At 48.1% G+C, this 25,491-nt stretch carries 20 protein-coding genes; 13 read left to right on the plus strand and 7 right to left on the minus strand.

All coding sequences use genetic code 11. The features are described 5' to 3' along the window. Positions 1-10 precede the first annotated feature (10 nt). Entirely contained in the window at positions 11-1,267 is a 1,257-nt protein-coding gene (locus NC796_RS09415) for a hypothetical protein (protein ID WP_310684133.1), read from the plus strand. Between the two features lie 854 nt (positions 1,268-2,121). On the opposite strand, the gene NC796_RS09420 is transcribed toward NC796_RS09415, so the two are convergent. Next, positions 2,122-2,496 carry a response regulator gene (locus tag NC796_RS09420; RefSeq protein WP_310684134.1) on the minus strand — a complete coding sequence of 125 codons (375 nt, stop codon included), beginning with the start codon at positions 2,494-2,496 and terminating at the stop codon, positions 2,122-2,124. Between the two features lie 422 nt (positions 2,497-2,918). On the opposite strand from NC796_RS09420, the gene NC796_RS09425 reads away from it, so the two are divergent. Together NC796_RS09425 and NC796_RS09430 are read left to right on the plus strand one after the other, a co-directional pair. Continuing rightward, positions 2,919-3,545, plus strand: a complete 627-nt coding sequence (locus NC796_RS09425; RefSeq protein WP_310684135.1) for a YceI family protein — start codon at positions 2,919-2,921, stop codon at positions 3,543-3,545. Positions 3,546-3,562: 17 nt separating this feature from the next. Then, positions 3,563-4,243, plus strand: a complete 681-nt coding sequence (locus tag NC796_RS09430) for a YceI family protein (RefSeq protein ID WP_310684136.1) — start codon at positions 3,563-3,565, stop codon at positions 4,241-4,243. Between the two features lie 267 nt (positions 4,244-4,510). Here NC796_RS09430 and NC796_RS09435 read toward each other — a convergent pair whose 3' ends face one another. The 3 genes from NC796_RS09435 to NC796_RS09445 form a co-directional block, all read right to left on the minus strand. Next, the gene (locus NC796_RS09435) at positions 4,511-5,863 is read right to left on the minus strand and encodes a sigma-54 dependent transcriptional regulator (RefSeq protein WP_310684137.1); all 1,353 of its coding nucleotides are present in this window, start codon (positions 5,861-5,863) and stop codon (positions 4,511-4,513) included. Then, positions 5,864-7,195, minus strand: a complete 1,332-nt coding sequence (locus tag NC796_RS09440; RefSeq protein ID WP_310684138.1) for an ATP-binding protein — start codon at positions 7,193-7,195, stop codon at positions 5,864-5,866. Positions 7,196-7,281: 86 nt separating this feature from the next. Then, positions 7,282-7,746: a DinB family protein gene (locus tag NC796_RS09445; RefSeq protein ID WP_310684139.1), complete on the minus strand. Its 465-nt coding sequence runs from the start codon at positions 7,744-7,746 to the stop codon at positions 7,282-7,284. 278 nt (positions 7,747-8,024) lie between these two features. Here NC796_RS09445 and NC796_RS09450 point away from each other — a divergent pair, with 278 nt between their 5' ends. Both NC796_RS09450 and NC796_RS09455 read left to right on the plus strand, forming a co-directional pair. Then, positions 8,025-8,444, plus strand: coding sequence for a helix-turn-helix domain-containing protein (locus NC796_RS09450; protein WP_310684140.1), 420 nt, complete (start codon positions 8,025-8,027; stop codon positions 8,442-8,444). 127 nt (positions 8,445-8,571) lie between these two features. Further along, positions 8,572-8,859 (plus strand): hypothetical protein, encoded by a 288-nt coding sequence (locus NC796_RS09455; RefSeq protein WP_310684141.1) that lies wholly within the window; start codon positions 8,572-8,574, stop codon positions 8,857-8,859. A gap of 389 nt (positions 8,860-9,248) precedes the next feature. Here the strand turns inward: NC796_RS09455 and NC796_RS09460 are convergent, their stop codons facing one another. Next, the gene (locus NC796_RS09460) at positions 9,249-9,824 is read right to left on the minus strand and encodes an NUDIX hydrolase (RefSeq protein WP_310684142.1); all 576 of its coding nucleotides are present in this window, start codon (positions 9,822-9,824) and stop codon (positions 9,249-9,251) included. A gap of 79 nt (positions 9,825-9,903) precedes the next feature. Here NC796_RS09460 and NC796_RS09465 point away from each other — a divergent pair, with 79 nt between their 5' ends. From NC796_RS09465 to NC796_RS09480, 4 genes are all read left to right on the plus strand, one after another. Beyond that, complete coding sequence (locus tag NC796_RS09465; protein WP_310684143.1) at positions 9,904-10,491, plus strand: CDP-alcohol phosphatidyltransferase family protein; 588 nt, start codon at positions 9,904-9,906, stop codon at positions 10,489-10,491. A 90-nt stretch (positions 10,492-10,581) separates the two neighbouring features. Further along, the gene (gene ftsY / locus NC796_RS09470) at positions 10,582-11,535 is read left to right on the plus strand and encodes a signal recognition particle-docking protein FtsY (protein ID WP_310684144.1); all 954 of its coding nucleotides are present in this window, start codon (positions 10,582-10,584) and stop codon (positions 11,533-11,535) included. A 91-nt stretch (positions 11,536-11,626) separates the two neighbouring features. After that, positions 11,627-14,704, plus strand: a complete 3,078-nt coding sequence (locus NC796_RS09475; RefSeq protein WP_310684145.1) for a CHAT domain-containing tetratricopeptide repeat protein — start codon at positions 11,627-11,629, stop codon at positions 14,702-14,704. 398 nt (positions 14,705-15,102) lie between these two features. Beyond that, positions 15,103-18,042: a CHAT domain-containing tetratricopeptide repeat protein gene (locus NC796_RS09480; protein WP_310684146.1), complete on the plus strand. Its 2,940-nt coding sequence runs from the start codon at positions 15,103-15,105 to the stop codon at positions 18,040-18,042. Positions 18,043-18,231: 189 nt separating this feature from the next. Here NC796_RS09480 and NC796_RS09485 read toward each other — a convergent pair whose 3' ends face one another. Together NC796_RS09485 and NC796_RS09490 are read right to left on the minus strand one after the other, a co-directional pair. Next, on the minus strand, positions 18,232-19,935 hold the full coding sequence (locus tag NC796_RS09485) for a M28 family peptidase (RefSeq protein WP_310684147.1): 1,704 nt from the start codon (positions 19,933-19,935) through the stop codon (positions 18,232-18,234). Between the two features lie 92 nt (positions 19,936-20,027). Further along, positions 20,028-20,783 (minus strand): segregation/condensation protein A, encoded by a 756-nt coding sequence (locus NC796_RS09490; RefSeq protein ID WP_310684148.1) that lies wholly within the window; start codon positions 20,781-20,783, stop codon positions 20,028-20,030. A 432-nt stretch (positions 20,784-21,215) separates the two neighbouring features. Between NC796_RS09490 and NC796_RS09495 the strand changes: the two genes are divergently transcribed. The 4 genes from NC796_RS09495 to metK all read left to right on the plus strand — a co-directional run bounded on the left by NC796_RS09495 (position 21,216) and on the right by metK (position 25,261). Next, the gene (locus NC796_RS09495; protein ID WP_310684149.1) at positions 21,216-21,761 is read left to right on the plus strand and encodes an RNA polymerase sigma factor; all 546 of its coding nucleotides are present in this window, start codon (positions 21,216-21,218) and stop codon (positions 21,759-21,761) included. 108 nt (positions 21,762-21,869) lie between these two features. Beyond that, complete coding sequence (locus tag NC796_RS09500; protein ID WP_310684150.1) at positions 21,870-22,685, plus strand: tetratricopeptide repeat protein; 816 nt, start codon at positions 21,870-21,872, stop codon at positions 22,683-22,685. A 236-nt stretch (positions 22,686-22,921) separates the two neighbouring features. Continuing rightward, positions 22,922-23,935 (plus strand): Holliday junction branch migration DNA helicase RuvB, encoded by a 1,014-nt coding sequence (gene ruvB, locus NC796_RS09505; RefSeq protein WP_310684151.1) that lies wholly within the window; start codon positions 22,922-22,924, stop codon positions 23,933-23,935. 177 nt (positions 23,936-24,112) lie between these two features. Further along, positions 24,113-25,261 carry a methionine adenosyltransferase gene (gene metK / locus NC796_RS09510; protein WP_310684152.1) on the plus strand — a complete coding sequence of 383 codons (1,149 nt, stop codon included), beginning with the start codon at positions 24,113-24,115 and terminating at the stop codon, positions 25,259-25,261. Positions 25,262-25,491: the final 230 nt, after the last annotated feature.

Consider the following 25,491-nt stretch of genomic DNA (forward strand, 5'->3'; position numbering starts at 1 on the left):
GAGACAATTAATGAAATATACTACTGCAACATTTTTGGCATTCTTGCTATCTGTCGGAGTTACTGTTGCCCAGCAGTCTAGAGAATTGCCATACTTCACCAATCCAGATCAGACCGGGCTCAACCAGTTTGAAGCCCCTTTTGAAACGGATATAGAATTTGATGGGGTTAATGTCCGCATTGGTGGTGCAAATACCCTCCAGTTCCAGGCTCTACGCCATGAGAATGCAGGGCCATGGCTGTCGAACGGTGAAACAATGACGTTGCCGGAACTCGGATCAAACTTCAACCTTGCCACATCCAACCTGGATTTAGATGTAGCGCTGACAAGCGGCGTCCGCATGCATTTGCGCACATATCTTTCCTCTCAGCATCATACCGAAACCTATGTCAAGGGTGGGTACATGCAAGTTGATCGATTGGACTTTATCTCCGAAGGTTTGGCGTCTGAATTGATGGATCACTTGCGCATCAAAGTAGGCCACATGGAGATCAACTACGGTGACAACCACTTCCGACGCAGTGACAATGGTCATGCGATCCACAACCCCTTTGTTGGAAACTACATTATGGACTCCTTCACGACTGAGGTTGGTGGTGAGGTGTACTACTACAGTGGTGATATGTTTGCGATGGTTGGCTTGACCAACGGTAAACTGAACCAAAGCAGCATTAAAAGTGAACCGGTAAATAAAGGTACTTTTGTGGGGAAACTGGGGTACGACACTCAGGTTGATCAGGATCTGCGTGTTCGCATCACCGGTTCAATTTATACGACCGGACAGGCCAACAGCATCTATCTTTATGACGGTGACCGAGCGGGCTCACGATACTACAATGTGTTGGACGGCGGTTTCCGAAGCGGACGTTTTGATCCAGGCTTTAACAATGAGATTACAGCCGTTATGATCAATCCCTTTGTAAAGTATAAAGGGCTGGAATTCTATGGCGTGTTTGAGAATACATCCGGCAAGAATATTGGACAAGCCGACTCCAGAACATTCAACCAATACGGTGCAGAATTGCTCTATCGCTTCGGTGCGGAAGAGGATCTATACCTCGGCGGACGTTATAACCTGGTGAGCGGAGAGCTCTCAAACGGCAATGATATTGACATCGATCGGTTCAATATTGGTGGAGGCTGGTTCCTCAGCAAAAATATACTTGCCAAGGTTGAATATGTAACACAGACCTACGATGGATTTAGTGGTCAATACGAAGAAGGTGAATTTGATGGATTCATGCTTGAAGCAGTGATCAGTTTTTAAAGCATAACTATCCCTAACTAGGCACCTGCCCTAGGTGCAAGCTAAAAGATGACCTCATGATAAAGGCATCATAGCTAATCTTAATTATCTTAGTAAAACTCCCTTTCTTTAAAGCCGCTTCCCCGAAAAGAAGCGGCTTTTTTTATTATCTCATCCCCGGGATCCAAGATCCTGGTTGAAAGGCGTACTGTGCTATCCCGCATTTCTCACAAGGTTTCAAAGTTTGTCATTGTAATGTGCTGCTAATGACCCATCAAAATGATCTAAATACAAAAGCCTCCCCAGGACAACCTTTAGTAACTCTGCGTGTCCTTAAGGACAAGAAAGAGATTAGCCCAGTATTTCATTCAATTCGTGGGTGGTTGATAGGGCTGAAAACAAGTGATATAAGTTGCCCTTTGGCAGAAAGATCTTCTCACTTGCGTTCGAGATGACGGGTTACAGCCTACTGCTCTGCCCTTGGCAAGGGGCCGAAATCAGCAACTAAGCCCCCTCCGTTGTCGTCATTTCGCTCCGATGACTATCGGGAAGAAATCTTCCCCAACTAAGGATCCCCAGCTGAATGGCCTTGCCCTTACTACTACTGCTACTCGTAGTTTACTACTACGCGTGCCGGAGTAAACTACTACATGCGACGTAGCAGACTACTACGAGCGGCGGAGTAGACTACTACACAGGGCGGAGAGGCCTACTCCGAGCAACCGTAGTAGGCCATGGGCAGCCGTTGAGAAAGTAAATTTAACCTGCTGGTGGCTAAACACAGAACAAGGAAAGCACGGAGAAGCACTGAGTGTCCAGAACCTTAGACCATCAACTTTTAACTTTCAACCTTTGACCTTAAGACCTTCGACGAACTATGTGGCTTTCTTAAGATCGAGAGACTGGGTAATCGCCTCCAGCAGTTCCTCAAAGTCGATCGGCTTGAGGAGCAGTTGTGAGGCACCCTCTTGCAGTGCGAGAGTCGCCTCGTCAATACTGTAGTACGCAGTGAGGATGATAATGATTGAGTCTGCAGATAATCGTTTTACTTCCTGCAGGATGTTGAGCCCGTTTCGGCGCGGAAGGCGGAGATCCAACAAAATAATATCGAAAGAATGGGCAAGTATTTCTTCAACTGCTTCTGCACCGTCCTTAGCTACTGTGCAGCTGAAACCCTCCCCAGCCAGGAAGAGTGACAGGGCTTCCCGAATGGTTTGGTCATCGTCTATTATTAAAATTGATTTACCCATATTCTTAGCTTAATAGCAAAGTGTTGGTGTGTTGTACTTTTTAATGCAAGACTGATACCAAAAGTGAACTACGGGGCAAAATTTATTTGTTTGTTAGTGAATGAGTGCCTTAAACAAAGTTGTGAGAAGGATTTATGATCAATATTAATGGAGATACTGGAAGGAGCGGCAAAGAATTTTTGCAGCAGTGCAAGAATGGCGGTGAGTGAGATTGCGCAATTGCAAACAGTAATTGGAAGGGGTTTCAGGAAAGGCCTGAATCTGAAGAACGTTATAAATTAAAGGGTCGTTAAATCGGTTTATTTAGGGTTTTAAAAAATATTCCCGCCGAATTAGTGTACTCCACATAATTGGTACGATGATTGCATTACATACTAACAGGATGACAAAAGTTAACTATTGAACAAATAAACGGAGTAACAATGAAAAGTTTAAGCATCTATATCCTGGGTTTTATGGCCGCATTGGTCACAACCACAGCGATGGCACAAAGTAATACATACCAATTGTTGCCTAAAAGCGAAATGACAATAACGGGAACTTCTACAATCCATGATTGGGAGTGCGATGTAGAAACCATAAATTTAACGGCAGATTTAGCAGATGCTCTCTTTAATGCAGAAGTACCGGTATCTGAAGAATCAATAAAAGCGCTCTCAATTACTGTGCCTGTCAAGAGCATAGAAAGTGGCAAAGGTGGCATGAACAACAAAATTTATGGTGCACTCAAAGAGAAAAAATTTTCAAATGTTGAATACGTTTTTTCCAAGGCTGAACTGGTATCGGGCAGCCAGGAATCGGGTAGCTTTACGCTGAACACCACCGGCCAGTTGACGATCGCCGGCCAAACCCGAAACGTAAGTTTTCCCGTACAGGCCACATTGAGCGGGAGTGATACCATCTCATTTGAGGGCTCTTACTCGCTTAATATGAAAGATTTTGGCGTGGATCCGCCCAGTGCTGTGTTCGGTACCATTAAATCTGGTGAAGAAGTAACGATTTCATTTAATATTGCTGTTGCAAACAAAGCAGTGGCAAACAACAAGTAAATTATATCTTAATCTCGATGTACCGGTCTGTTGCAGACATAGTGACCTCAAGCTTTATCCCCGCAATTGCAGCCATCATAATGTTTATGGCTGCGTGGGGAGTGCCGCAACAGGCCGGCGCACAGGAGATTACCCCTTCCTACACTTCCGGTAATATCGAGATCGCTCCCAAGGGAGCATTATGGCTGGAAGGTAGCGCCTCTATCGTTGATTACCGGTGCTACGCGGAAAGCCTGGCGGGCAACGGGAAAATCGAGAACACATCTCAGCCCACGCAAAACATCCAGGGGGAGGGCGATGTAAAGGTCAAAGTCACCATTCCCGTGAAAGCCCTGGAGTGTGGCAAAAGCAAGATGAACCGCGACCTGTATAACGCACTCAAAGCCGAGAAGCACCCCCAGATTACTTACCAGTTACTACAGGCCGATCTGCTGAGCCAAAGTGTCCATCCCGATTCTACCGGCTGGATGAAGATTCACACTGAGGGCATGCTTGCCATCGCCGGGGTAGAGAAAAAGACCGACCTGGTGGTGGAAGGCCAGCTTATCGGGGATTCTCACTTCCGGGTGAAAGGTGTAAAGCCATTGAATATGCGTGACTTCAATATCGAGCCACCCACCACACTGATGGGACTGATCAAAGCCAGCGAAAAGCTCACGGTACACTTCGATGTTTCAGTAGAGCTGAATAGTGAATGATCTGTTTATATACTCGCTTAACCCACTCCAGCTCCAATCCGCTGAATGCTGATTGGAATGTCCTCTCCCAAGAGCAGAATTTCAGTGAGCCAATTTCCACGTTTTTAAATAACGTCAGTTCGATATAAGGATCACTAAAATTATAGCTGTTATCGCGAGGAGGCTTTGTTACCCTTTTGGACAGCCTCATCCCGAAAGTCGCTAAATCCCACTTGAAAGTTTTTATATCGAACTGACGTTATTTGTAGCTTGTAGAAGTGCCATTTACTACAACTCTATCCTGTACCGCTCCATTTTACGATACAGCGTAGAGGGATCGATGCCCAGCAGGCGCGCCGTCTCCGATTTGTTGCCGTCCGTTCGTTTGAGCACACTTTTGATGTGGTGCTTTTCAAAGGCCTGCACAGCAGAGTCGAGCGACTGGCTGTCAAGCTCTATCTTTTCCTCGGTATTCCGTATAGAGGCCGGCAGGTCGCCAATTGTGATATGATCCTCGGTGCCCAGCAGTACGGCGCGCTCAATGACATTTTCCAGCTCGCGGACGTTCCCTCTCCAGTCGTAGGAAATCAGCGCGGTCATGGCATCGCTGGTTATTCCTTTGACCGCCCGGTTTAGCTCGCGGTTGTACTTGTTTAGGAAATGATGGGTGAGCACCGGGATATCTTCTTTACGCTCAGAGAGCGACGGCATCGAGATCTCCACCACGTTGAGCCGGAAATAGAGATCCTCCCGGAAATTGCCCTTTTCCACCTCTTCTTTAAGGTCCCGGTTAGTCGCAGTAATAATGCGGGCATCAAAGTTTACGGTTTGATTTGATCCCACCGGTTTCACCTCTTTTTCCTGGAGCACCCGTAGCAGGTTGACCTGCACGTTGGGAGGCAGCTCCCCGATCTCGTCGAGGAACACCGTTCCACCGTTGGCCGCTTCAAAGATGCCCTCGTGATCTTTTTCGGCACCGGTGAAAGCTCCTTTTTTATAGCCGAAAAGTTCCGCTTCCACAAGGTCATCGGGGATGGAGCCACAATTCAATGCCAGGAATGGTTTTTTGGACCGGTCGCTATTGGAGTGTATGGCACGCGCCACCAGCTCTTTCCCCGTGCCACTGGCGCCGGTGATCAGGATATGGGTGGAAGCGTTGCTTACCCGGCTGATCATGTCGTACACCTGCTTCATCGCCTCGCTTTCACCAATGATATGGTTGAAGTTGAACTTGCGGTCAATCTGCTCGCGCAGGTAGCGGTTTTCCTGGATCAACTCCTTGTGTTCCAGCAGGTTTTGTATCCGGATAATGACCTCTTCAAAGTCGACCGGTTTCAGGATGTAGTCAGAAGCTCCCTGTCGCAGTGCTTCCACGGCCGTCTCCACCGTGGCGTGCGCAGTGATGATAATCGTGAGCGTTTGCGAAGAGAGCTGCTTCGTTTTTTGCAGCACTTCAATACCATCGGCCCCGGGCATCTTAAGGTCGGTAATAAGGATATCAAATCGCCCCTCCTGGATGGCCTGGATCGCCTCTTCCCCATCGCTGGCAGTATGGCATTTGTACCCCTCATCCTCCAGTACCATGGATAGCGTTTCCCTGATCTCCTTTTCATCGTCGGCTATTAAAATTGATCCTTTCATCTACTGTTGTGGCTGGTTGTTGTAAGTTCTGATTGGTAGTACAATATTGAACGTCGTCCCCTCCCCGGGCGTGGAGTCTACCGCAATGTTGCCGCCCATTTTGTTGATGATACCGTGACTCACCGATAGTCCGAGTCCGGTGCCGGCACCCACTTCCTTGGTGGTGAAGAAGGGCTCAAAAATGTGATCCATGTGTTCCTCTGTTATACCTGTGCCGATGTCCGAGACTTTGATCTGAATGCCATCGGGTTCTTTGGTGCGGGTGGTTTCGACAATAATTTTTGGCTCTTCAATCTCCTTCATGGCATCCACGGCGTTGAGTAGCAGGTTGACCAGCACCTGGTGAATATGATCGGGTACGCAGAGGACTTCCGGCAGATTGGGACTCAGCTCCAGGTTGAAATTCACATCGCGGCAACGGGCATCATGCTTGAGCAGCCCCACCGCCGATTCGATGATACGATTGACCTGTGTTTCCTTGCGGTCCAGGCTGGAGGGGCGGGAGAAGTCCACCAGGTCGCGCACAATTTTGTTGATTCGCTGTATCTGCTCGCGGACCTTTGCCAGTTGTTCCCGGGCAAAGTCATCTTCCGTTCTGCGCAGAACGAGCTGGGTCAGCGAAGAGATGGCGGTAAGTGGATTACCGATCTCATGCGCCACCCCGGCTGCCATGTGTCCGACGGCTGCCAGCCGTTCCGACTGCTGCACCTGCTCCTCCCGCATGCGCAACTCCGTCAAATCCCGCAGCACCTGCGACCGCCCCACGATTTCCCCGTCTACATCCCGGATAAACGATTCCGTCAGACTGACCAACACGCGTTTCCCGCTCTTGGTCAGGCGCTCGGTTTCATAATTTTGCACGTAGCCACGGTAGGTCATGCCAAATTCCAGGCAGTCGAGTTCGCGTGCTTCCAGCAGGTCCTCCGGGATAAAGATTTTCATCGATTTACCAATAATCTCTTCCCGGTTCCACCCAAATATCTTTTCTGCACCCCGATTCCAAGAAGTAATCGTATCATCATTATTGACAGAGATAATGGCATCTGCAGAATGCTCAATAATATCTTTGTAGCGCCCTTCGGCGACTTCCAGCTTGTCTTCATACAGCTGACGGTAGTTGTAGACGGTCCAGGCCGCCCATGATACGAGCAGGAAGGCTACCAGCACGCCCCGGGTAAAATAGAGCCAGCGCAGTGTGCTGAGCGAAGGGTTTTCCAGGATAGTAAGCTGAACGATCTCAAAAAAGCCAAAAACCGCACCCAGTATCAGCAGGGAGGTGAACAACAGGTACCCCAGCCGCACATATTTAAAAAATTTAAGTAATTCCCTCATCGAATCGGCTTATCGGTTCGGGAGCTCGCAATTGCAGCGGCTCCATCTCAACCCTTGAAGATGCGGAATTGTAAGCTTTAAATCATCTACCATAATCCCAGCAGGCGCCGCATGGTTACAATCTGCCCGGTATGATATGAGTTGTGGTCGATAACCAGGATGGCTTCCCGAAACAGGGTCTGGCCGTCGCCGTGTGGAAACGGTTCAAACAGGTCGTTCTTAGGATCTTTTACCAGCTCCACCATCTGTTGCAGGTCAGATTCGATCTGTTTGATTGAGTCTTTCCACTCCTTTGTGCCTGATGGTGCAGCGTTGGTAGGCCAGTAACCCTTTGGCCACTCAGGCGACTGGTAGTCAGGATCGATGCAAAACTGCACAATATCGGACTGCGCGATGCGGATATGCTCGACAAGCTGCCAGATGGAATAGGGAAGCGAGTCGGGCTGAATGCCGACCTCATTGGGGGTGAGTCCCGACACAGCATTGCTAAAACTGGTGTGGGCATGTTCGTTAACGAGTTGGTCAAGCAGGTGTTCTCTAAGCTTATCCATCGCTAAAAAATGTTGTGTGATAAAGTTGGTTTGGTAGGAAATATAAATCAGCCAGGGAGGGAAGAAAAAAGAAAAAGCCCTCGGTCGAGGACTTTGTTTCAGACAACTGTTAATAATATAAGGTGTAGACCCTATACAGATCAAGTAAACTTTTTGTTAGTAGGTTAATGTATAAGTAATACATAAATAAGATTGAGTTTTATGTATTTAACATATAGTTTTTATCACTCAAAATTTTGAGTGATAACTAATTAAATCTGGATTTTAAAAGCTTATTTATGCCTAAACAGATAGGAAGCCTTACGTTATACTCCGTAGATGATCTCCACGAAAAGCTTGGTCTCAGCAAGATGACCATCCGTGCTTACCTGCGTGAGGGCAAGATTCGGGCGCGAAAGCTGGGGGTGCAATGGTACGTGACCGAAGAAGCATTGCGCGAGTATTTTGATGAACCGGCGGCGGGTAATGCTACTCAAAAGAAGGAAAAGAAATCAACGGGCAACTTTCGGTATGTAGTGAAGGGGATCAACGACCTGGTCAGTGAGAAGCAGGAGTGCGAAACGCTGGATGAGACGATTGAATGCATTGAAAACCAAGCGATCATCAGCCTTTTCCAGGTAGCGGTAATTAACAAAGAAACTGACGAGGTGGAAGAACTGATTAAAGCCCGTGACTTTCTGGATCGCTACAAGAAGTGATGTGATTAAATAAATAGCAAATGGCAATAAGAAAATATCAAACCAGGTTTGTTATTTGTGTTTTGAGATTTGAACATTTTATTAACCATCATGCAAACAAAGAATTTTAGAGAAACCAATTTTATATATGCTGAAAAAAGATGATACAAAACTCGAAATCTTTGGATTTGGAGAGGAAGAATCTGACAAGTTTTATGCCCTGGTCAATTTGAATAAAAGTCCCGATGGCATCGACCTGGAGCAACTTTCCCTGGCAGACCCCCGAAAATTTGATGAAGAGCTCAACAAAATGGGGTGCATCCTGCTGCTCAAAGGAGAGGAAGTGAATGAGCTTATTAAACGTGGAGACATAGAAGACACCGATCTACACAAATCACTCTACGAACTTGCCGTGGAAGAGGAAATAATTAAGTGATGGGAGATGTGAGACAGCAGAGGTGAGACGAACACCCTAAGTACCGCGAGCTTCAGCTCGCGAGAGTTGTTATTGGTAAAGGGATGATTTGTTGACAACTAGTAGTCAGGTAAATGTATGTTTCCCAATAACAATATCGCTGGCGCGGATAGATTTAATCACCGGGTTAATACCTATACTTTTACCTTCTTAGTGATAATTCCACTACGGTGAAAATAAGCAATGTGTCATCCTGAAATTGTTTCAGGATCTCGTAAAGCTCATGAAATTGATCTCGCTTTTAAAATATTATCAATGACTCTTTCCTTGCAAAATCCCCGGTAACTTTCAGTTTAGGATGATACCTTTTGCGAGCTGAAGCTCGCAGTACTATCTCTAAGCAATGTATTTCACACCTCGAAAGGGCCCTCCTGCTGCCACCAGTGCCAGGTTCGCAGTATAGTGATGGCGGTCTTTCCATCTGAAATTTCGCCGGAATAAACCATCTCCACCGCCTCGCGAAAAGGGAGTCGTGCCTTTACCAGAAATTCATCGTCATCCACCGCCTGTTCAAACTCTTCGATATCCCAGGCGACATAAAGATGAATGATCTCGTCCGTGTAACCAATACTCGGATAAAAATGCCCAATGTAGTGAAACTGCTGGCAGGTCAGTCCTGCTTCTTCCTGCAGTTCACGCACGGCGGTGCTGTCGGCTGTTTCCCCGGGATCAATTTTACCGGCCGGGGCCTCATAAAAAATCTGGCTCACCGGGTAGCGGAACTGCTTGACCAGCATCACATCGCCGTTTTCAAAAACAGGCAACACGGCCGATGCCCCCGGGTGTTTTATCCACTCGCGGGTCGATTCCGAGCCGTCGGGAAGCTTGGCTTCATCAAAAAATACGTGCAGCAGGCGGCCGTCGAAGATCTCCTTCGAGCTGATTCTGCGCTCAATAAGTTTCTGGCTCTCTGATAATATGCTCATCGGGTAAACTCCTTTTCTTTTCCAATTGAATTCATACCTTTGATGATCGAAGTATAACTATTTAGTGTGGCCAGAAACAGTGGAAAATAAACCGAAGAAGACACCTAAAATTGAAGTCAGGGATAAAATTATTACATGGTCCAACGCTATCTCTGCTTCAAGAACCATAATCTCATTCCCTGTCATTTACCTTCACTATGTCAATAACTACCAGGTAACCTGGCCCATTATCGTGCTTCTCATTTACGGGGTTATTTCCGATTACCTGGATGGCATAATAGCGCGAAAAACCGATCAAGTCTCAGAACTCGGCAAAGTGCTCGATCCCATTGCCGACAAGCTTACCGCTTTTTTCCTGTTTATCTATACGGTGTATATCGGGTTTATTCCACTCTGGTTCTTCGCCCTTGCCGTCTTCAGGGACCTCCTTATCTTGTCAGGATCAATCTATATAAAAATAAATCGTGGTAAAGTGGCTATGGCCGTGACTTCCGGCAAATTTGCTGTAAATGGGCTGGCAGCCTACTGGCTGAGTGTATTCCTTTTCCCGGAGGCCGTGCCGTTTCATTTTTTCTTTATGGGGAACGCCATTGCGCTAATGGTTTTCTCGTTTTTTGATTATCTTCAACGTTTTAATGAGATCACGCGCGGTGCAGAATTCAGCTAATGGAACCTGGAGAAACCAAATGAGGTTCATGAAGCGTGAATCCGATGTTTCGCAGCGTAATGTTAACTAGTTTCAATGTAGAATCCGTACATGGGTATTTTAGAAAAGCTTGGACTTAAGAAGAAAGAGAAAGTCGATAAAGGGGTCGAAAAGAGTCGCTCCTCCCTGTTGGAGAAAATCGGCAAGGCGGTCGCCGGGAAAAATACGGTAGATGATGCCGTCCTTGATGAGCTTGAGGAGATCCTGATTACATCCGATGTAGGGGTTCAGACGACGCTTCAGATAATTGACCGCATCGAGGCACGTGTTTCGCGCGACAAGTATCTTACGGAAAGTGAACTGCAAAGTATGCTGCAGGAGGAGATTATTGGCTTGCTGAAGGAGAGCTCGGTCGACAAGCCCGCCGAATTTGATGCCGAGTTTCCCCAAAAGCCGCATGTTATCTTGGTTGTCGGAGTGAATGGCGTTGGAAAAACCACCACAATCGGTAAGCTGGCCTATCTCTACAAGCAGGCCGGAAAAAAAGTGATGATCGGGGCGGCCGATACATTTCGGGCGGCTGCCGTAGATCAGCTTAAGATCTGGAGCGAGCGCGCCGATGTGCCGCTCATTGAGCAGGGACAGGGTGCGGATCCCGCTGCTGTGGCCTATGATACCGTTTCGGCAGCAAAATCACGGGGTGCCGACGTCGCCATCGTGGATACGGCCGGGCGGCTGCACAACAAAAAGTCGCTGATGGATGAGCTGGCAAAAATTAAGCGCGTCATCGGGAAAGTGGTTGAAGGCGCACCCCATGAAGTGATGCTGGTGCTCGACGCCTCTACTGGTCAAAACGCTATGCAGCAGGCCGAAGCCTTCACTTCGTTTGTAGATATCACCGGCCTGGTACTGACCAAGCTCGACGGGACAGCAAAAGGTGGGATTGTGCTCGGAATTTCCCATGAATTTAATGTGCCGGTGAAATATATTGGCGTAGGTGAGGATATTGATGATCTTCAGGTTTTTGACCGGGAGCTTTTTGTACATTCCCTGTTTGGTGAATAACCAAATGCTTTGATCAGCCCTTAACTTGGCACCCCATCTGCTGAAACTTACACAGCTATTGCTCTGATTCGTTAACAAATGGTGGTGAAATATGGCCTTGAAAAGGTATAGTTTCGTTATTCAGAAGGTGATCAGTATATCCTTGCTGTTCATTGCAATCTGGGTATTCCGGGCTGAAGCACAAATCGCTGCTCCTGATACGCTTCAAGCCCACCGTTTATTTCAGAAAGCCGACTCCCTCCAAACCCATGCGCGTTACGATTCTTCTGACCATTACTTCAACCGCGCAGCAGAGCTCTTCGAAAAGCATGGTGTCTGGCAAAGAGTGATTGACAGCCAAATTAACCTGGGAGAGAACAAAATTGAGGCCGGAAGATATGAACGTGCAAAAGAGATTATTTCAGGAACAGGGAAGCTGATACAACGCTATGCTGCTGACGAACCTGCCCCTCAAGTGAAGGTATGGCAGCTGCTTGCAAGGCTGGATATCGAGCAGTCGCGCTACCAACAGGCCATGGCCCATCTGGAAAAAAGTCTTACCCTTTTGGCTGAGCATGCCGGAACCCTTCGAAAACTAAGAGCCGAACTTATATTCCTGAGAGGTAATGTGTTTGACAGCCAGGGAAAATATGAGAAGGCCCTGGATCAGTATTTTGAATCACTTGACCTGGGCAATCGTGCGGAAAATCCGGATGCGCTTTTTACTGGTCAGCTTTACAACAGCATAGGCGTTACATACCAGAAGATGGCCCGGCACGAAATGGCCCTGCAATACCTGCAAAAAAGCATCGATATCGACCGGCAGGCCTTGGGCCCAAACCATCCCGATGTGTCCGCAGGCCTCAATAATATCGCGATTATAAAGTACTACCAGGGCGACTACCAGCAGGCGCTTGATTATATGAAAGAGGCCACCCAGACGCTGAGCAACTATTGGGGCGAAAATCACCCTCAAGTGGCAGTGGGGTATAATAATATCAGCATCGTTTATTCCGAAATGGGCCAGCTCCAGGAAGCGATCAGCTATATGGAAAGGTCGATTGCTATCAAGAGAAAACTGATTGGGGAAGTGAACCTGGATGTGGCCATTGGCTATCAAAATCTGGGCGCGCTGCATTACGACCTTGAGGAGTATGACCAAGCAATTGCGAATTATCACAAAGCACTGGACCTGCACCGCCAGATATTCGATGGCGGACACCCGGAGATTGCCAACGTCTATGCCAACCTCGGTGAAGCCTATACCGCAAAAAAGGAATACAGAAATGCCCTGGAGTACCTGCAGAAAGACCTGGAGATGAATACGGGGCTGCTGGGGGGACAACACCCGTTTATTGCAGATACACACACCAAGATCGGGCAGAATTTTGAACATTTAGACGAGCCGGGAACAGCGCTAGTTCATTACCGGAAAGCTATTTCAATACTGGTTGATGAGAGTGCATCGGAGTCCAGCTCCCAAAACCAGTCATTTGACAGCGTCACCCATCCCGTTTTTCTTATGGAAGCACTTCAGGGGAAAGGGAGTGCCCATCGTTCCTTGTTCCTACAAGACGGGAGAATGGAAGATTTGCGACAGGCATTCGAAACCTACCTTGATGCCTCAATACTGATCAGAAAGATGCAGACCGACTACAGGAGTGATGAATCCAAGCTCATGCTGGGCACACGGGCCGATGAAATTTATGATGCCGGGCTGGAGACTTCGTATGACCTCTATGAACAAACTGGGGATCCCCGGCAGATACAGTACGCACTTTACTTTGCAGAGCAGGGCAAGGCGCAAGTACTTTTGGAGCAGCTATTGGAAACAAACGCCCAGAGTTTTGCCGGTATCCCGGACTCACTGGTGGCCCACGAACGTAATATACGCCGCGATCTCACGCGACTACATCGACAGATAAAAGAAAAAACGGGGCAGGAAAAGCATATCGATTCGGTACAGACATCCGCCCTGCAGGACTCGGTATATATCCTCAAGCAAAAGCTAAATAATCATATAGAATCACTGGAGCAAACCTATCCTGAATACCACCAGCTGAAGTACCAGGATATCAATATTACGCCACAGGAGATTCAGCGCCTGCTGGAACCCGGCCAGACCTTGATCGAGTATTCGTTGGTAAAAAATGAAGTTTATGCATTTGTGATAACCCAGGAGCAGGTTACCTTGAAAAAAATGGAGGTTGATTCTACCCTTGCCGCCCAGGTGCGCAATTTTCGGCAAGCCGTTGTTGACGAAAACCACCAAGCCTATACTGAACTTTCATATACCCTTTATCGCCAGCTTTTCCAGCCTCTGGAAAGCAGCATCAGTGGCAACAGTTTATTCATTATACCTGACGGCGCGTTGCACTACCTTCCATTTGAGGCGCTGATCTCTCAATCTGCCGGAGGCACCGGTGATTACACTTCATTGTCGTACCTGTTGAAAAGTTTCAGCATTTCCTATTCGCCCTCGGCAACACTTGTAAAATACTGGAGCCGTAAATCCCAAGTTCCCTCAAAAACGGATAAATCCTTCCTGGCCTTTGCACCGGTTTTTTCCAGTGCGGAAATGACCGCCTCAAAAGAAAGTCAGGACAGGCGCCTACCGCCAAGAACAGCCTTGCCGCTCAGCCGGTATGAAGTGCAGCAGGTTGATTCCATCATGAGCATGCAGGGGTATGGCACCGATCTTTATCTCAATAGGCAGGCTTCAGAAAGAGCATTTAAGGCGTCTGCGCTCGACAGGTATGAAATCATACATCTCGCTACGCATGCATACATGGCGGATGATCCTGAAATCGATCCAGGCATCTATTTTGCAGAAGAACCGGACCTGAAGGAAGATGGGATCTTGCGGCTGGAGGAGGTGTACAACCTTAATCTGAATGCAAAACTGGTCGTGCTCAGTGCTTGTGAAACGGGGCTTGGGAACTTTTATGAGGGCGAAGGGGTGATGAGTCTGGCCCGGGCGTTTGAGTATGCCGGCGCGCAAAACCTGCTGGTGTCTCTCTGGAAGGTTGATGACCGCTCCACTGCGGAGTTGATGATCGAGTTTTACAACAGTATGCTTGTTGAAGGTACAATGCGGGAAGCTATGCGGCAGGCCAAGCTGCACCTGATGAATGACAGGCGTTATGCCTCTCCCCGGTTTTGGGCACCGTTTATATTGCTGGGTAGATAAATATTGAAGGGTGGGGATTAGTAAAACGGGACCAATCCAAAAACAGATCAGCCCCGCCGGTACTATTGTTTATGTGATGAAGAAATTTGTTCCCTAACCATCCTCTTCATCTGGGAAATGGTCATCGGAATCCTGCCCTCCTGAGCCATCATCTTGACCATTTGGAAGATTATTGAGTGTTAAGCTTTTATCATCAATTAGTAACATAGCCTAGCTCCTGTTAATTAAGGATTATTGTTTAATAATATATGACCATCACCCTATAGACCGCTGCCAAGCCAAATCCTTACAAAAAAATTTAAATTAATTGGTTTTTAAGGTTTTTAACTCTTTTCAGCTATAATTTTTTTCCCTTAATTGTGTGCACAAATAAAATTAAGAGGATAACTGTTGTGAATATGCTCTCGCATCGAGGTGTGATTATCGTTCTTGCTCTCCTTTTGCTGCCGTTTATGGCAGAAGGACAGCACCAGCCGCTTGCTGACTCACTTGCTTCGATTGGCTCAGAATATATAGAGAGGGGGAATTTCAAAGAAGCCGAGTTTTACCTTTCTGAAGCCGTAAATATGTATCAAAAGAATGGGACTAAGGACACGACCCGGTATGTTGATATCCTTTTTGATCTGACAGAATCACTGTATCAGCGGGCAAAATATGATGAGGCGATATCACGGCTGAATATTATCAAGCCGCTTGTTCAAGAGAACAAAGATGTCGGGAACTTAGTGCTGGTTCACAACTATATGGGCTTGATCTTAAAATACCAGAGCCATTATCCTGCCGCACAGGAGCAATATCAGAAAGCGCTGGAGCTGGCAATTCAGAGCAATGATTCGCTGATGATTGCAATTATCCATGATAACCTGGGTGGAGTAAATCGTGCACTGGGTGATTATCCCAGGGCCCTGGAACACAGCAAGCAGGCGCTTGAACTTTTTAATAATGTAGGTACTGACCATAATGTCGCGATTACCCTCAACAACATCGGACTGGTCTATAATTACCTTTCGATGTATGACCGGGCATACGACTATTTTTCCCGGAGCCTGGAATTGAGCAAAACCCTGGACAACACAGCCCGGCTAACCACAGCCTATCTGAATATGGGAATGGTGCATTATAACCTGGGTAACTACGACCAGGCATTGATTTCTTACCAAAAAGCCCTTGAATATGTTCGCCAAACCGGGAATCCCGTTAAACAGGGACATTTGTTAGTGAATTTGGGTAATCTCTATCACCAGTTGGGAGATTCCAAAAAATCCCTGGAATACTATCAGGAGAGCCTGGAGTTGGTCATGGCCCACAACATTACATCGCCCGCAGAGCTCTCCACTAAGTACAAAAACATTGCGACCCGGCAGGTAGACCTGGGGCAGATGGAGAAAGCCCGGGCCAATTACCATAAAGCCCTTGAGATGCGCAAAAAGACCGGCAACATCCGGGAGATCGCCCTCTCTTACCTGGATATTGCGCAGCTGGAGCGCCAGCGAAATGCACTGGATAATGCCCGCAAATATGCCATGCGAAGTAAAGAGATTGCTGATTCTACCCAGATAGGAGATCTTAAAGTGGACGTAAGTGTTGTACTGGGGAGTATTCAGCGAGATATGGGAAACCCTGAAAAGGCCATTGGCTACTTTCGTGATGCCTATCATCAAGGACAATCCCTTTCCACCCAAGAGACTCTGAAGCCGCTCTCTCTGCTGGCGCACACCTTTGATGACATGGAGTCTGACAGCGCCATTTATTACGGAAACCGGTTGGTGGAGACTATTGAAAGCAACCGTAGCAAAGTGGGGGAGCTGTCAAGCCTCAAGTCCGGCTTTTTTGAAGGGTATTCCGATTTTTATGTCGACCTCGCCTCATGGGTGTTGAAGTACCACGGCGATGAAAGCCGGGCTTTTGGACTGGTGGAGGCATCGAGAGCCCGAAGCTTGCTGGATGAGCTGGTACAGGCCTCCCAGAATCTAGACCAAGAGCTTTCAGTGGAAACGCGATTAAAAAAACAACAGATGTTAGAGGCCATCGAGACGCTGCAGGCACGAATAGATACTACGCCTGATCCCTCTCAAAACAGGAAGATTCAGAGCAAGCTGCGCGATGCAGAACTGGAATATGCTGCATTTATGAACCAAATTCGGGCTCAGAATCCCGGCTATAAAAAGCTGGAATATCCCTCTCCCATATCGGCTGAGGCAGCCACTGCATTGGTAGGCGACCAAACGGCGATCCTGGAATATGCCTTTGCCGGGGATGAACTGCTCATATTTTTGATTACGCCAGGTAACATAAGGGTGGAAAGGGTAGAAATTGAGAATGCCAGTGAAAAGCTGACGCAGCTGGTAGAACGTTTCCGCGATCAGATTTTGGCCCACGCCCAGCCAACTGTGCTGGAGACAGCCTCAAATAAATTGGTTCCTTACTTGATTGAACCGTTTTATAGTGAACTGGCGGAATATGCCAATCTTATGATTATTCCTGACGAAGTACTGGCATATATGCCGTTTGAGGCACTTAGGATTGAGGACCGATTTTTGGTTGAGCAGTTCAGCGTAAAATACGCGCCCTCAATGACTACTTTTTCGCTGCTTCGAGACAAAAAGCGGCAACACACGGCCCATGAGCGGCAGATGCTGGCCATAGCGGGTTCAAATTTTGGCGGTACGTCCAGCCCATTGCGGCGCGGAGAGGCCTATCCCCCACTCCCTGCGACCCTGGCGGAGGTCGATTCCATTGCTACGAAGTTTGCAGATGCTGATGTGTTCAGAGAGGGCAATTTCAGCGAGCAGTTTGTGAAGGAGAATCTCAGCAAGAACTACCGGTTTATTCACCTGGCCACGCACGGTATCATTGACGAGGATTATCCCAATTTGAGCGGGTTGGCACTCTCCTCGGCCCCGCAGGAAGCCTCCGGGAAAGAGGATGGCATGCTGCGCAGCTCAGAAATCTACCAGCTCAACATCAATTCCGACATGGTGGTGCTGAGCGCCTGCAACACGGGATTGGGTAAAATGGTGAATGGTGAAGGTCTGTTGGGGCTTCAGCGCTCCTTTTTCTATGCGGGGGTGCCCACGGTGAGCGTCAGCCTCTGGAATGTCTATGATCGCTCTACGGCCTATTTTATGGACCAGTTTTACAGCGCGCTGCTCACTTCAGGTGAGTCGGAAGGTTCCGGCTGGGGCTGGGACTCGCTGCTGCGATGGGCGGGGTGGGACAGCTCGGTGCCGTTTGGCAGTGCCGCCCCTGCCATGCGCCAGGCCAAGCTCCAGATGATCAACCATCCCCTGTTTCATCACCCAGTGTATTGGGCGCCGTTCGTGGTTTTGGGAAGGTGAGGAAAGAATTCATAAAACGTCGTAAAACATGTAGGGGCACGGTGCACCGTGCCCCTACAGAATAAGCCCAATCTACAACTTTGGAGCTGGAATTCACATCTCGTTCCTCCGGTGCGGAATTTCAGCCCAGTACCTCCGGTACCTTACCCTTAAGAAAATGTGGGGCGTGGCAGTGACCCGCAACCTCTTTCACCGCGGCTGCGCCCTCGTAATCTCGATGAACTCCTCGTTGTCGACTGCAGGTGGAGTTTCTTCGTTGGCTACCACAACGGTTGTAGCATAGATTGTGCGGATGATCCTGGCCATCTTCTCAAACTGAATTTTGTGGATCTCGTCGGACGGGCGGTGATAGTCTTCGTGAACACCGGTAAAGAAAAAGGCGAACGGTACACGGTGGCGTCCGAAGTTCCAGTGGTCGCTGCGGCGGTAAAACTGGTTGGGATCCTGCAGGTCGTTATAGCCTTTATCCAGTGTGATATTACCGGACTTGGCATTCGCCACTTTCATCAGGCTGTCCAGTTCAGAGGATATGATCTCACTGCCGATGATATAGGCGTAATCGGTGACGCCCTCAGCTTTATGGGTCGAATCCACCCTCCCGATCATGTCGATATTGATGTTGGCCACGGTCTTGTCCATCGGGAAGATCGGGTGGTCGGAGTAGTAGCGAGAGCCGAACAGGCCTTTCTCCTCCGCAGAGACATGCAAAAAAAGGATGCTTCTCTTGGGGGCGTGGTCATCCGTTTTAGCCTGTGTGAGAGCCTTGGCAATGTTTAGCAGGGCTACGGTGCCGCTTCCGTCATCGTCGGCCCCGTTGTAGATCGTGTCCCCGGTGGAGTCGGGCGCCCCGATGCCCACATGATCGTAATGGGAGGTCAGTACTACGACCTCATCTTTCAGCTCGGGATCTGAACCTTCGAGCAGGGCTACTACATTCTTGGTTTCCATGGTCGGGCTGGAAGTGTAGGGTATGTGCGTAAGAAAATACCCGGTTTGTTGGGGAGAAAACCCGTTGATATTATTGATCAGCTGTTGCCGGTATTTTAGCAGTGCTTGCGGACCCTCTTTAATATCCAAAATGCGCGCTGCCATGCTGGGTTTAACCATGTTATATCCCATCGGGAGTCCGGGGTCACCGTTTTCAAGATATTTCAGTTCATACTGGTTGGGTTCGGAGTATGCAAGGCGCGTAATCTCATTAGCCGAGGCCTGGTATCCTGCTTCCCCCATCTGGGCCGGTATAATGAGAATGCCGGCTGCTCTCTTTTCTTTGATGATGGTATCAAACCGCGTCTGCCCGGTAACCCCCGGATCGATTAGGGTGTCGCCCTGCACGACATGAGGAATTTGTTGAAAAACCATCACCCACTTCCCTTCCAGGTCCATATTACCGAGGTGGTTAATGCCACGGGAAGGATCTTCTATCCCGAACCCGGCAAACACAATCCCCCCGGAAAGGGTATCACTTCCGCCAAAAGAACGAAGAAAGTTGGCAGTCAACTGTTCGCTTTCTACAGAGCGATCGACAAGCCCCCCATCACGGGACAGTTCAAAAACCGTGCTGTCTCGTTTGATGGCACTAAGATTGAAGTGCTGGAAATAGGTGTCTTCATCTCCCACTGGCTGCAATCCCATCTCCCGGTACTGGTCAGCCAGGTAGCGGGCGGCAATTTTTAATCCTCGGCTGCCGGTGTCTCGTCCCTGTAGTGAGTCATGGGAAAGTACCGAGAGGTGTTTTTTTAAATACGTGGTGTCAATTTCATCCTGGTATGGCAACAGTTGAGCCGTGTTATTCTCAATCGTGGTTGTTTGAGCGCAGGAAATCCCGGTCACGCTGAGAAAGAGTAAAATGGGGCCCAGTGCCGAAGAAATGAATGAAGTGATATTCTTCATAGCCAAAAAGTGGTTAGGTTTAAAGCATTATAAGTGCTCATTTTCCGATTTCAGCACTTATAACTCACATGAATAGTATTTTATTCTGTTTCTTAGGGGCGCATTGAGTCTCCGATAATTTCATCTACAGGGCGCAGGTCCAGGTAAAATTCAGTGGGATCGTCCTCATCGATGTAGAGGCTGATCTGCTGTTCTTTCAGCATCTCCAGCGTGGCCAGGAAGGTGACCACAACTTTGGTTTTGCTTCCCAGTTCAAGGCATATGGCTTTGAAAGACGTTCGCCCTCTGTTATGGAGTTTCTCCAGGATATATTCGGTCTGATCTTCAATGGTGAGCCCGATCTTTTCCACATGATGGGCCGTCGGCTTGTTCTCAGCCTGCGTGAGCACCTTGTTGAAAGCCGCCATCAGGTCGAAGATAGTGACATCCTTCATCGCCTCCCCGGTGGCCTGTTTTTCTACGTCATCTACTTTGAAATAGCCGCGGTAGTGAGTCTTTTGTGCCTGTTCCTCAATATCCGACATCTTTTCGGCGGCCTCTTTGTAGCGCTTGTACTCCAACAACCGTTGCACAAGCTCATACCGGGGATCGCTCTCATCCATCTCATCATCATCGGAGTCCTCTTGGGGCAGCATCATGCGGGCTTTAATCGACATCAGCATGCTGGCCATCAGGATAAATTCGCTGGCGACCTCAAGATCCAGCTCCTCCATCAGGTGGATATATTCCAGGAACTCTTCGGTGATGTAGGATATCGGTATGTCATAGATATCGAGCTCATCCCGCTTGATAAAAAAGAGCAACAGGTCAAGCGGACCTTCAAAATTTTTAAGCTGAACTCGGTACATAGGCGTCTATTTTACTGTAAAACTCGGATAAATAATTATGGAGACCTTTGCGGAACCGTTGTTTTGCCCAATCTCGGTATTTTCGCGAATTTGAAATCCTCACTTATGGCTAATAAGCTCCGGTTTCAAATTCGCTCAGGCTTTGACCTTGGACAAAACCCCTGGTTCAGCAAAGCCCTCTTATGTCAAATTCCATAAAAAAACAGAAACCGACTGAATACCAGTGATGTCGGCCACAAATTTTATATAGCACAACCCGAAATTGTGACAATTAAGAGCAAATATATCAAATGATGACAGACTTTTTAGGTAAAAAAGTAATTTTTAATAGTGATTTGAGTGCCGATGCATTATTCTGGTATGTTTTTAATACCTTTGGTTGACGTGAAAAAGGGGTATACCGTGAACAATTAGTCTAAACAGTTTAGTTGGATGGATTATTCAGAGTTGGTAGAAGCTCTTCAGAATGGAGATGATGTGCGTGTAAATGAGATGCTCAAAGAGATTATACCACGATTAGTCAGGTTTTTGCAGATACATATGGGGGCTTCCAAAAGTGATGCCGAAGACAGTGTGCAACAAGCCATGGAACCCGGGTTGGATGCGATTCGTGAGCATAGTCTGGACAGCAATGATGCGGTATTAAGCTACCTGATTAGTACCTGCAAGAACACCTACCTGAAATTTATGGAGAAAAAAAGGGAGGTCAACTACGACCGGGTTCCAAGCTCAGAGTTTCATCTGCCAAACCAGATGGAATCGATATTGGACAAGGAGCGGAAGCGAATATTGAAGCGCTGCATGGAAGAGCTCCAGGAAATGTACCGAAAATTCATGCAATACTGGTTCGACCATCCCGATTGCCAGGCAGAGGCCGTAGCGGCAGAATTCAACCTCAGCGTAAGCAATGTTTGGACCCGAAAACACCGTATAATCAAGAAGTTAAACCGGTGCTACAAGAAAAAAAGCAATAAATAAAAATTTTTTTGTAAGGAATTGCATTCTCATCGGTCTATATAGTAAACGGTACCCATAAAACATGGTATAGACCATGAAAATGAATCGAAATAATAAAATACTAGTGTAATGAATCATCAATCAGGAGATATCAAGATCATTAAACAGATTGATGCTTATATAAAAGGTCAGCTATCTGATAAAGAGACAGAAGAACTGTGGATTAGCCTCCTCAAAAATCAAGAGCATCTCGATTACCTGGAAACCGAACTGGCGGTCAAGTCGATCCTTGAAGAAAAACAGGGGCGAACCGGCGGCAGGGAGAATGACAAAGTTTCTGAGTTGCAGAAATCCTGGAAGTGGATCGCTGCAGCAGCTTCGGTTGCTATCTTGGTTATTGCCATCAATTTTTTCAAACTCGATGGCTCTCAGCCTCTTGCAGATCAGACAATCGACAGCATCAATATGACCAATAACCTCGCAGCCCCCATGGTTATGCGTTCGCAGAAGTCCGAACTCACCGGGGCAGACTCGTTGATGAACGTGGGCTTTCAAGCGGCGCTTTCGGGTAATATTGCCCGGGCGGTCCGAATGTATGAAGATGTGACCCGGCAATATGAAGATGCCCCCGTAGCAGCACGTGCTCACCTCAATATCGGCATAATCAAATATAACAACGGTGAGTTCAAGCCGGCCTCCCGGGCGTTTCAGCAAACACTTTCTATCGTGGAAGACGACAAAGTGTTGCAGGAAAAGGCGTATTGGTACTTGGGCAATGCATATGTCAATATCGACAGCCTGGAACAGGCACGCGAGGCGATCCAAAAAGCCTACGCCCTGGATGGCACGTATCGCAAGCCTGCTTTCCGCCTGCTGCGCAAATTGGACTACGAGCTGGGAAATATCGACTTCAATAGTATTGAAGAAGGGATGAATCAGAACTGATGTTTTTTGTAGGCATCATTTAATAAGTCGGCTATGTGATACCTCATCAAGGCCTGTCCCCGGCATGGTATTACCCACGCTGGGACGGGCCTCTTACTATTCAAACATATCTTCATTCCCGATGGAGTAAAAAATGTTGATTGCCATCTACTTTTATTCTCATCGCTTTTCGAGATTAGGGAATAATGAATTAATTTAAGGCCGGACTGAAACTTATCATCCATTAGTCACTCGCCGTGCAAAACCCACTGCTAGACGCCGAAAAAAAAGAACAAGCTTTTGAACAGAATGTTCGTCCCGCCTCTATCGGGGAGTTTATCGGTCAGCGGAAGGTGATCAGAAATCTTTCGGTATTTATCCAGGCTGCTCAAAAGCGCGGGGAGGCCCTCGACCACGTCATCCTTTCCGGACCTCCCGGTCTTGGTAAAACCACGCTTGCCCATATCATCGCTAACGAGATGGGCGTGCAGATCAAGCCTACAACGGGCCCGGTGCTGGAGAAGCCCGGCGACCTGGCGGGCATGCTCACCAACCTGGAAGAGGGCGATGTCATCTTTATCGACGAGATTCACCGCCTGAACGCGGTGGTGGAGGAGTATCTTTACTCTGCCATGGAGGACTATAAGCTGGATATCGTGATTGATTCGGGGCCGAACGCCCGAAGCGTGCAGATTGATCTTAACCGGTTCACCCTCGTGGGGGCCACTACACGGAAAGGTCTGCTCACTGCCCCGTTGCGTGCTCGTTTTGGCATCGATATGCGATTGGACTACTACGATGTAGAGCTCCTGCAGCATATTGCACTACGGACAGCCAAAATCATGGACTTCGGCATTACCGACAAGGGAGCGTTCGAAATTGCACGTCGCAGCCGGGGAACGCCACGCATTGTCAACAAGCTGTTGCGGCGCACGCGCGACTTTGCCATGGTAGATGACCTGGATACCATAACAGACGAAATTGCCGACAAGGCACTTAATGCACTGGATGTGGACCAAAACGGGTTTGATGAGATGGACATTCGGATTTTGAAGGCGATTATTGAGAACTACTCCGGCGGGCCGGTGGGGCTCGGAACGCTCGGCGTGGCGGTCGGGGAAGACAAAGGCACCATCGAGGAGGTCTATGAACCGTACCTGATCAAGGAGGGGTTTATCCAGCGCACGCCCAAGGGACGAATAGCCACCCGAAAAGCCTTTGAGTACTTGGGAGTGAACCCGGAGGAAACAGATCCGGGATTGTTTGGTTAGCAGGCAAGGTGCCAACAGGTTTTACATCTTACCTATCATATCCAAATCCAGGGGAAATTTAAATGCCAGCTAAAAAAACGGGAATTGGGCCCGGAGAATCGGAATAAACTGTGTAAAGTATGTCCAATTTTTCGTAGGTTCCGTGCTTTATTTTTAACCATTTGGCTAACAGTAACTATGCAAAATCTTTTTACCTCAGAATCTGTCTCAGAAGGACATCCTGATAAAGTAGCGGATCAGATTTCGGATGCGATCCTGGATGCCATGATTGGAAAGGATCCGAATTCAAGAGTGGCTGTTGAAACGATGGTCACAACCGGCTTGACCGTGCTTTCGGGCGAAGTGAATACCGAGGCACATATTGAAGTACAGGATATCGTTCGCCAGGTTATCCGTGAGATCGGGTACACCAAGAACAGCTACCAGTTTGATGCCGACTCCTGCGGCGTGCTCTCCAGCATCCACCGGCAAAGCCCCGATATTGCGCAGGGCGTGGATGCCTCGGATGATAAGGCACTGGGTGCCGGCGACCAGGGGATGATGTTCGGCTATGCCTGCCGTGAGACCGACACCCTGATGCCGATGACACTGCAATATTCGCACGATTTGCTTCGCAAGCTGGCGCATATTCGCAAAAACACCGATCTGATGCCCTATCTCGCTCCCGACAGCAAAAGCCAGGTTACGGTGGAATATGGTGAGGATGGAACCCCTGCCCGCATTCATACTATTTTGATCTCTACCCAGCACGATGAGGATGTGGAGCAGCAGCAGATTAAGAAAGATTTGAAGAAGCATTTGATCCCGGAAGTCATACCTGAAGGGCTGTTGGACTCAGAAACGATCTATCATGTGAATCCCACCGGTAAATTTGTGATCGGTGGTCCCCACGGTGATACCGGGCTGACCGGGCGTAAAATTATTGTGGATACCTATGGTGGACGCGGTGCCCACGGAGGTGGTGCGTTCTCAGGTAAAGATCCCACCAAGGTGGACCGGAGCGCGGCCTATGCCTCCCGTCATATCGCCAAGAATGTGGTTGCTGCCGGACTTGCAGATGAGTGCCTGGTACAGCTGGCTTATGCGATTGGAATTGCTGAGCCGGTATCGGTAAATGTCAGCACCAACGGCACGGGTAAAGTAAAAGACGTGGAGCTTGCCAAAGCGATCAAGAAAATCTTTGATTGCACGCCCGCAGGCATTATTGACCGGTTTGATCTGCGCCGGCCGATTTACCGAAAAACAGCGGCCTATGGACACTTTGGTCGCGATGAGTTCCCCTGGGAAAAGCTGGATTACGTCGATAAAATTCAGGACGCCCTGTAATTGGGGTTTACTCAAAAAGTCATCGTAGCCTTTTTTCATGGCAGAGGTGTTCCTTTTTGTGTGAGCAAATCCGCTGCCAGATGGCTAAAGAACTGATACCCAAAAATCACCGGCGGAGATTAGTTATCGGTTATTAGGAATTAGTGTTATTGGTTTAACCAAATAAGCAAATAACCAGTAACAAATAACTATACCACGCCAACACTTCGCTTCCCCGGACGGCTCATAAA

Source organism: Aliifodinibius sp. S!AR15-10, from assembly GCF_031569985.1.
Classification (GTDB): Bacteria; Bacteroidota; Rhodothermia; order Balneolales; family Balneolaceae; genus JAMQKA01.

Coding starts and splice junctions, on each gene's coding strand:
- NC796_RS09415 (WP_310684133.1), top strand. CDS start 11: ATGAAATATACTACTGCAACATTTTTGGCATTCTTGCTATCTGTCGGA.
- NC796_RS09420 (WP_310684134.1), bottom strand. CDS start 2,496: ATGGGTAAATCAATTTTAATAATAGACGATGACCAAACCATTCGGGAA.
- NC796_RS09425 (WP_310684135.1), top strand. CDS start 2,919: ATGAAAAGTTTAAGCATCTATATCCTGGGTTTTATGGCCGCATTGGTC.
- NC796_RS09430 (WP_310684136.1), top strand. CDS start 3,563: ATGTACCGGTCTGTTGCAGACATAGTGACCTCAAGCTTTATCCCCGCA.
- NC796_RS09435 (WP_310684137.1), bottom strand. CDS start 5,863: ATGAAAGGATCAATTTTAATAGCCGACGATGAAAAGGAGATCAGGGAA.
- NC796_RS09440 (WP_310684138.1), bottom strand. CDS start 7,195: ATGAGGGAATTACTTAAATTTTTTAAATATGTGCGGCTGGGGTACCTG.
- NC796_RS09445 (WP_310684139.1), bottom strand. CDS start 7,746: ATGGATAAGCTTAGAGAACACCTGCTTGACCAACTCGTTAACGAACAT.
- NC796_RS09450 (WP_310684140.1), top strand. CDS start 8,025: ATGCCTAAACAGATAGGAAGCCTTACGTTATACTCCGTAGATGATCTC.
- NC796_RS09455 (WP_310684141.1), top strand. CDS start 8,572: ATGCTGAAAAAAGATGATACAAAACTCGAAATCTTTGGATTTGGAGAG.
- NC796_RS09460 (WP_310684142.1), bottom strand. CDS start 9,824: ATGAGCATATTATCAGAGAGCCAGAAACTTATTGAGCGCAGAATCAGC.
- ftsY (WP_310684144.1), top strand. CDS start 10,582: ATGGGTATTTTAGAAAAGCTTGGACTTAAGAAGAAAGAGAAAGTCGAT.
- NC796_RS09475 (WP_310684145.1), top strand. CDS start 11,627: ATGGCCTTGAAAAGGTATAGTTTCGTTATTCAGAAGGTGATCAGTATA.
- NC796_RS09480 (WP_310684146.1), top strand. CDS start 15,103: ATGCTCTCGCATCGAGGTGTGATTATCGTTCTTGCTCTCCTTTTGCTG.
- NC796_RS09485 (WP_310684147.1), bottom strand. CDS start 19,935: ATGAAGAATATCACTTCATTCATTTCTTCGGCACTGGGCCCCATTTTA.
- NC796_RS09490 (WP_310684148.1), bottom strand. CDS start 20,783: ATGTACCGAGTTCAGCTTAAAAATTTTGAAGGTCCGCTTGACCTGTTG.
- NC796_RS09495 (WP_310684149.1), top strand. CDS start 21,216: ATGGATTATTCAGAGTTGGTAGAAGCTCTTCAGAATGGAGATGATGTG.
- NC796_RS09500 (WP_310684150.1), top strand. CDS start 21,870: ATGAATCATCAATCAGGAGATATCAAGATCATTAAACAGATTGATGCT.
- metK (WP_310684152.1), top strand. CDS start 24,113: ATGCAAAATCTTTTTACCTCAGAATCTGTCTCAGAAGGACATCCTGAT.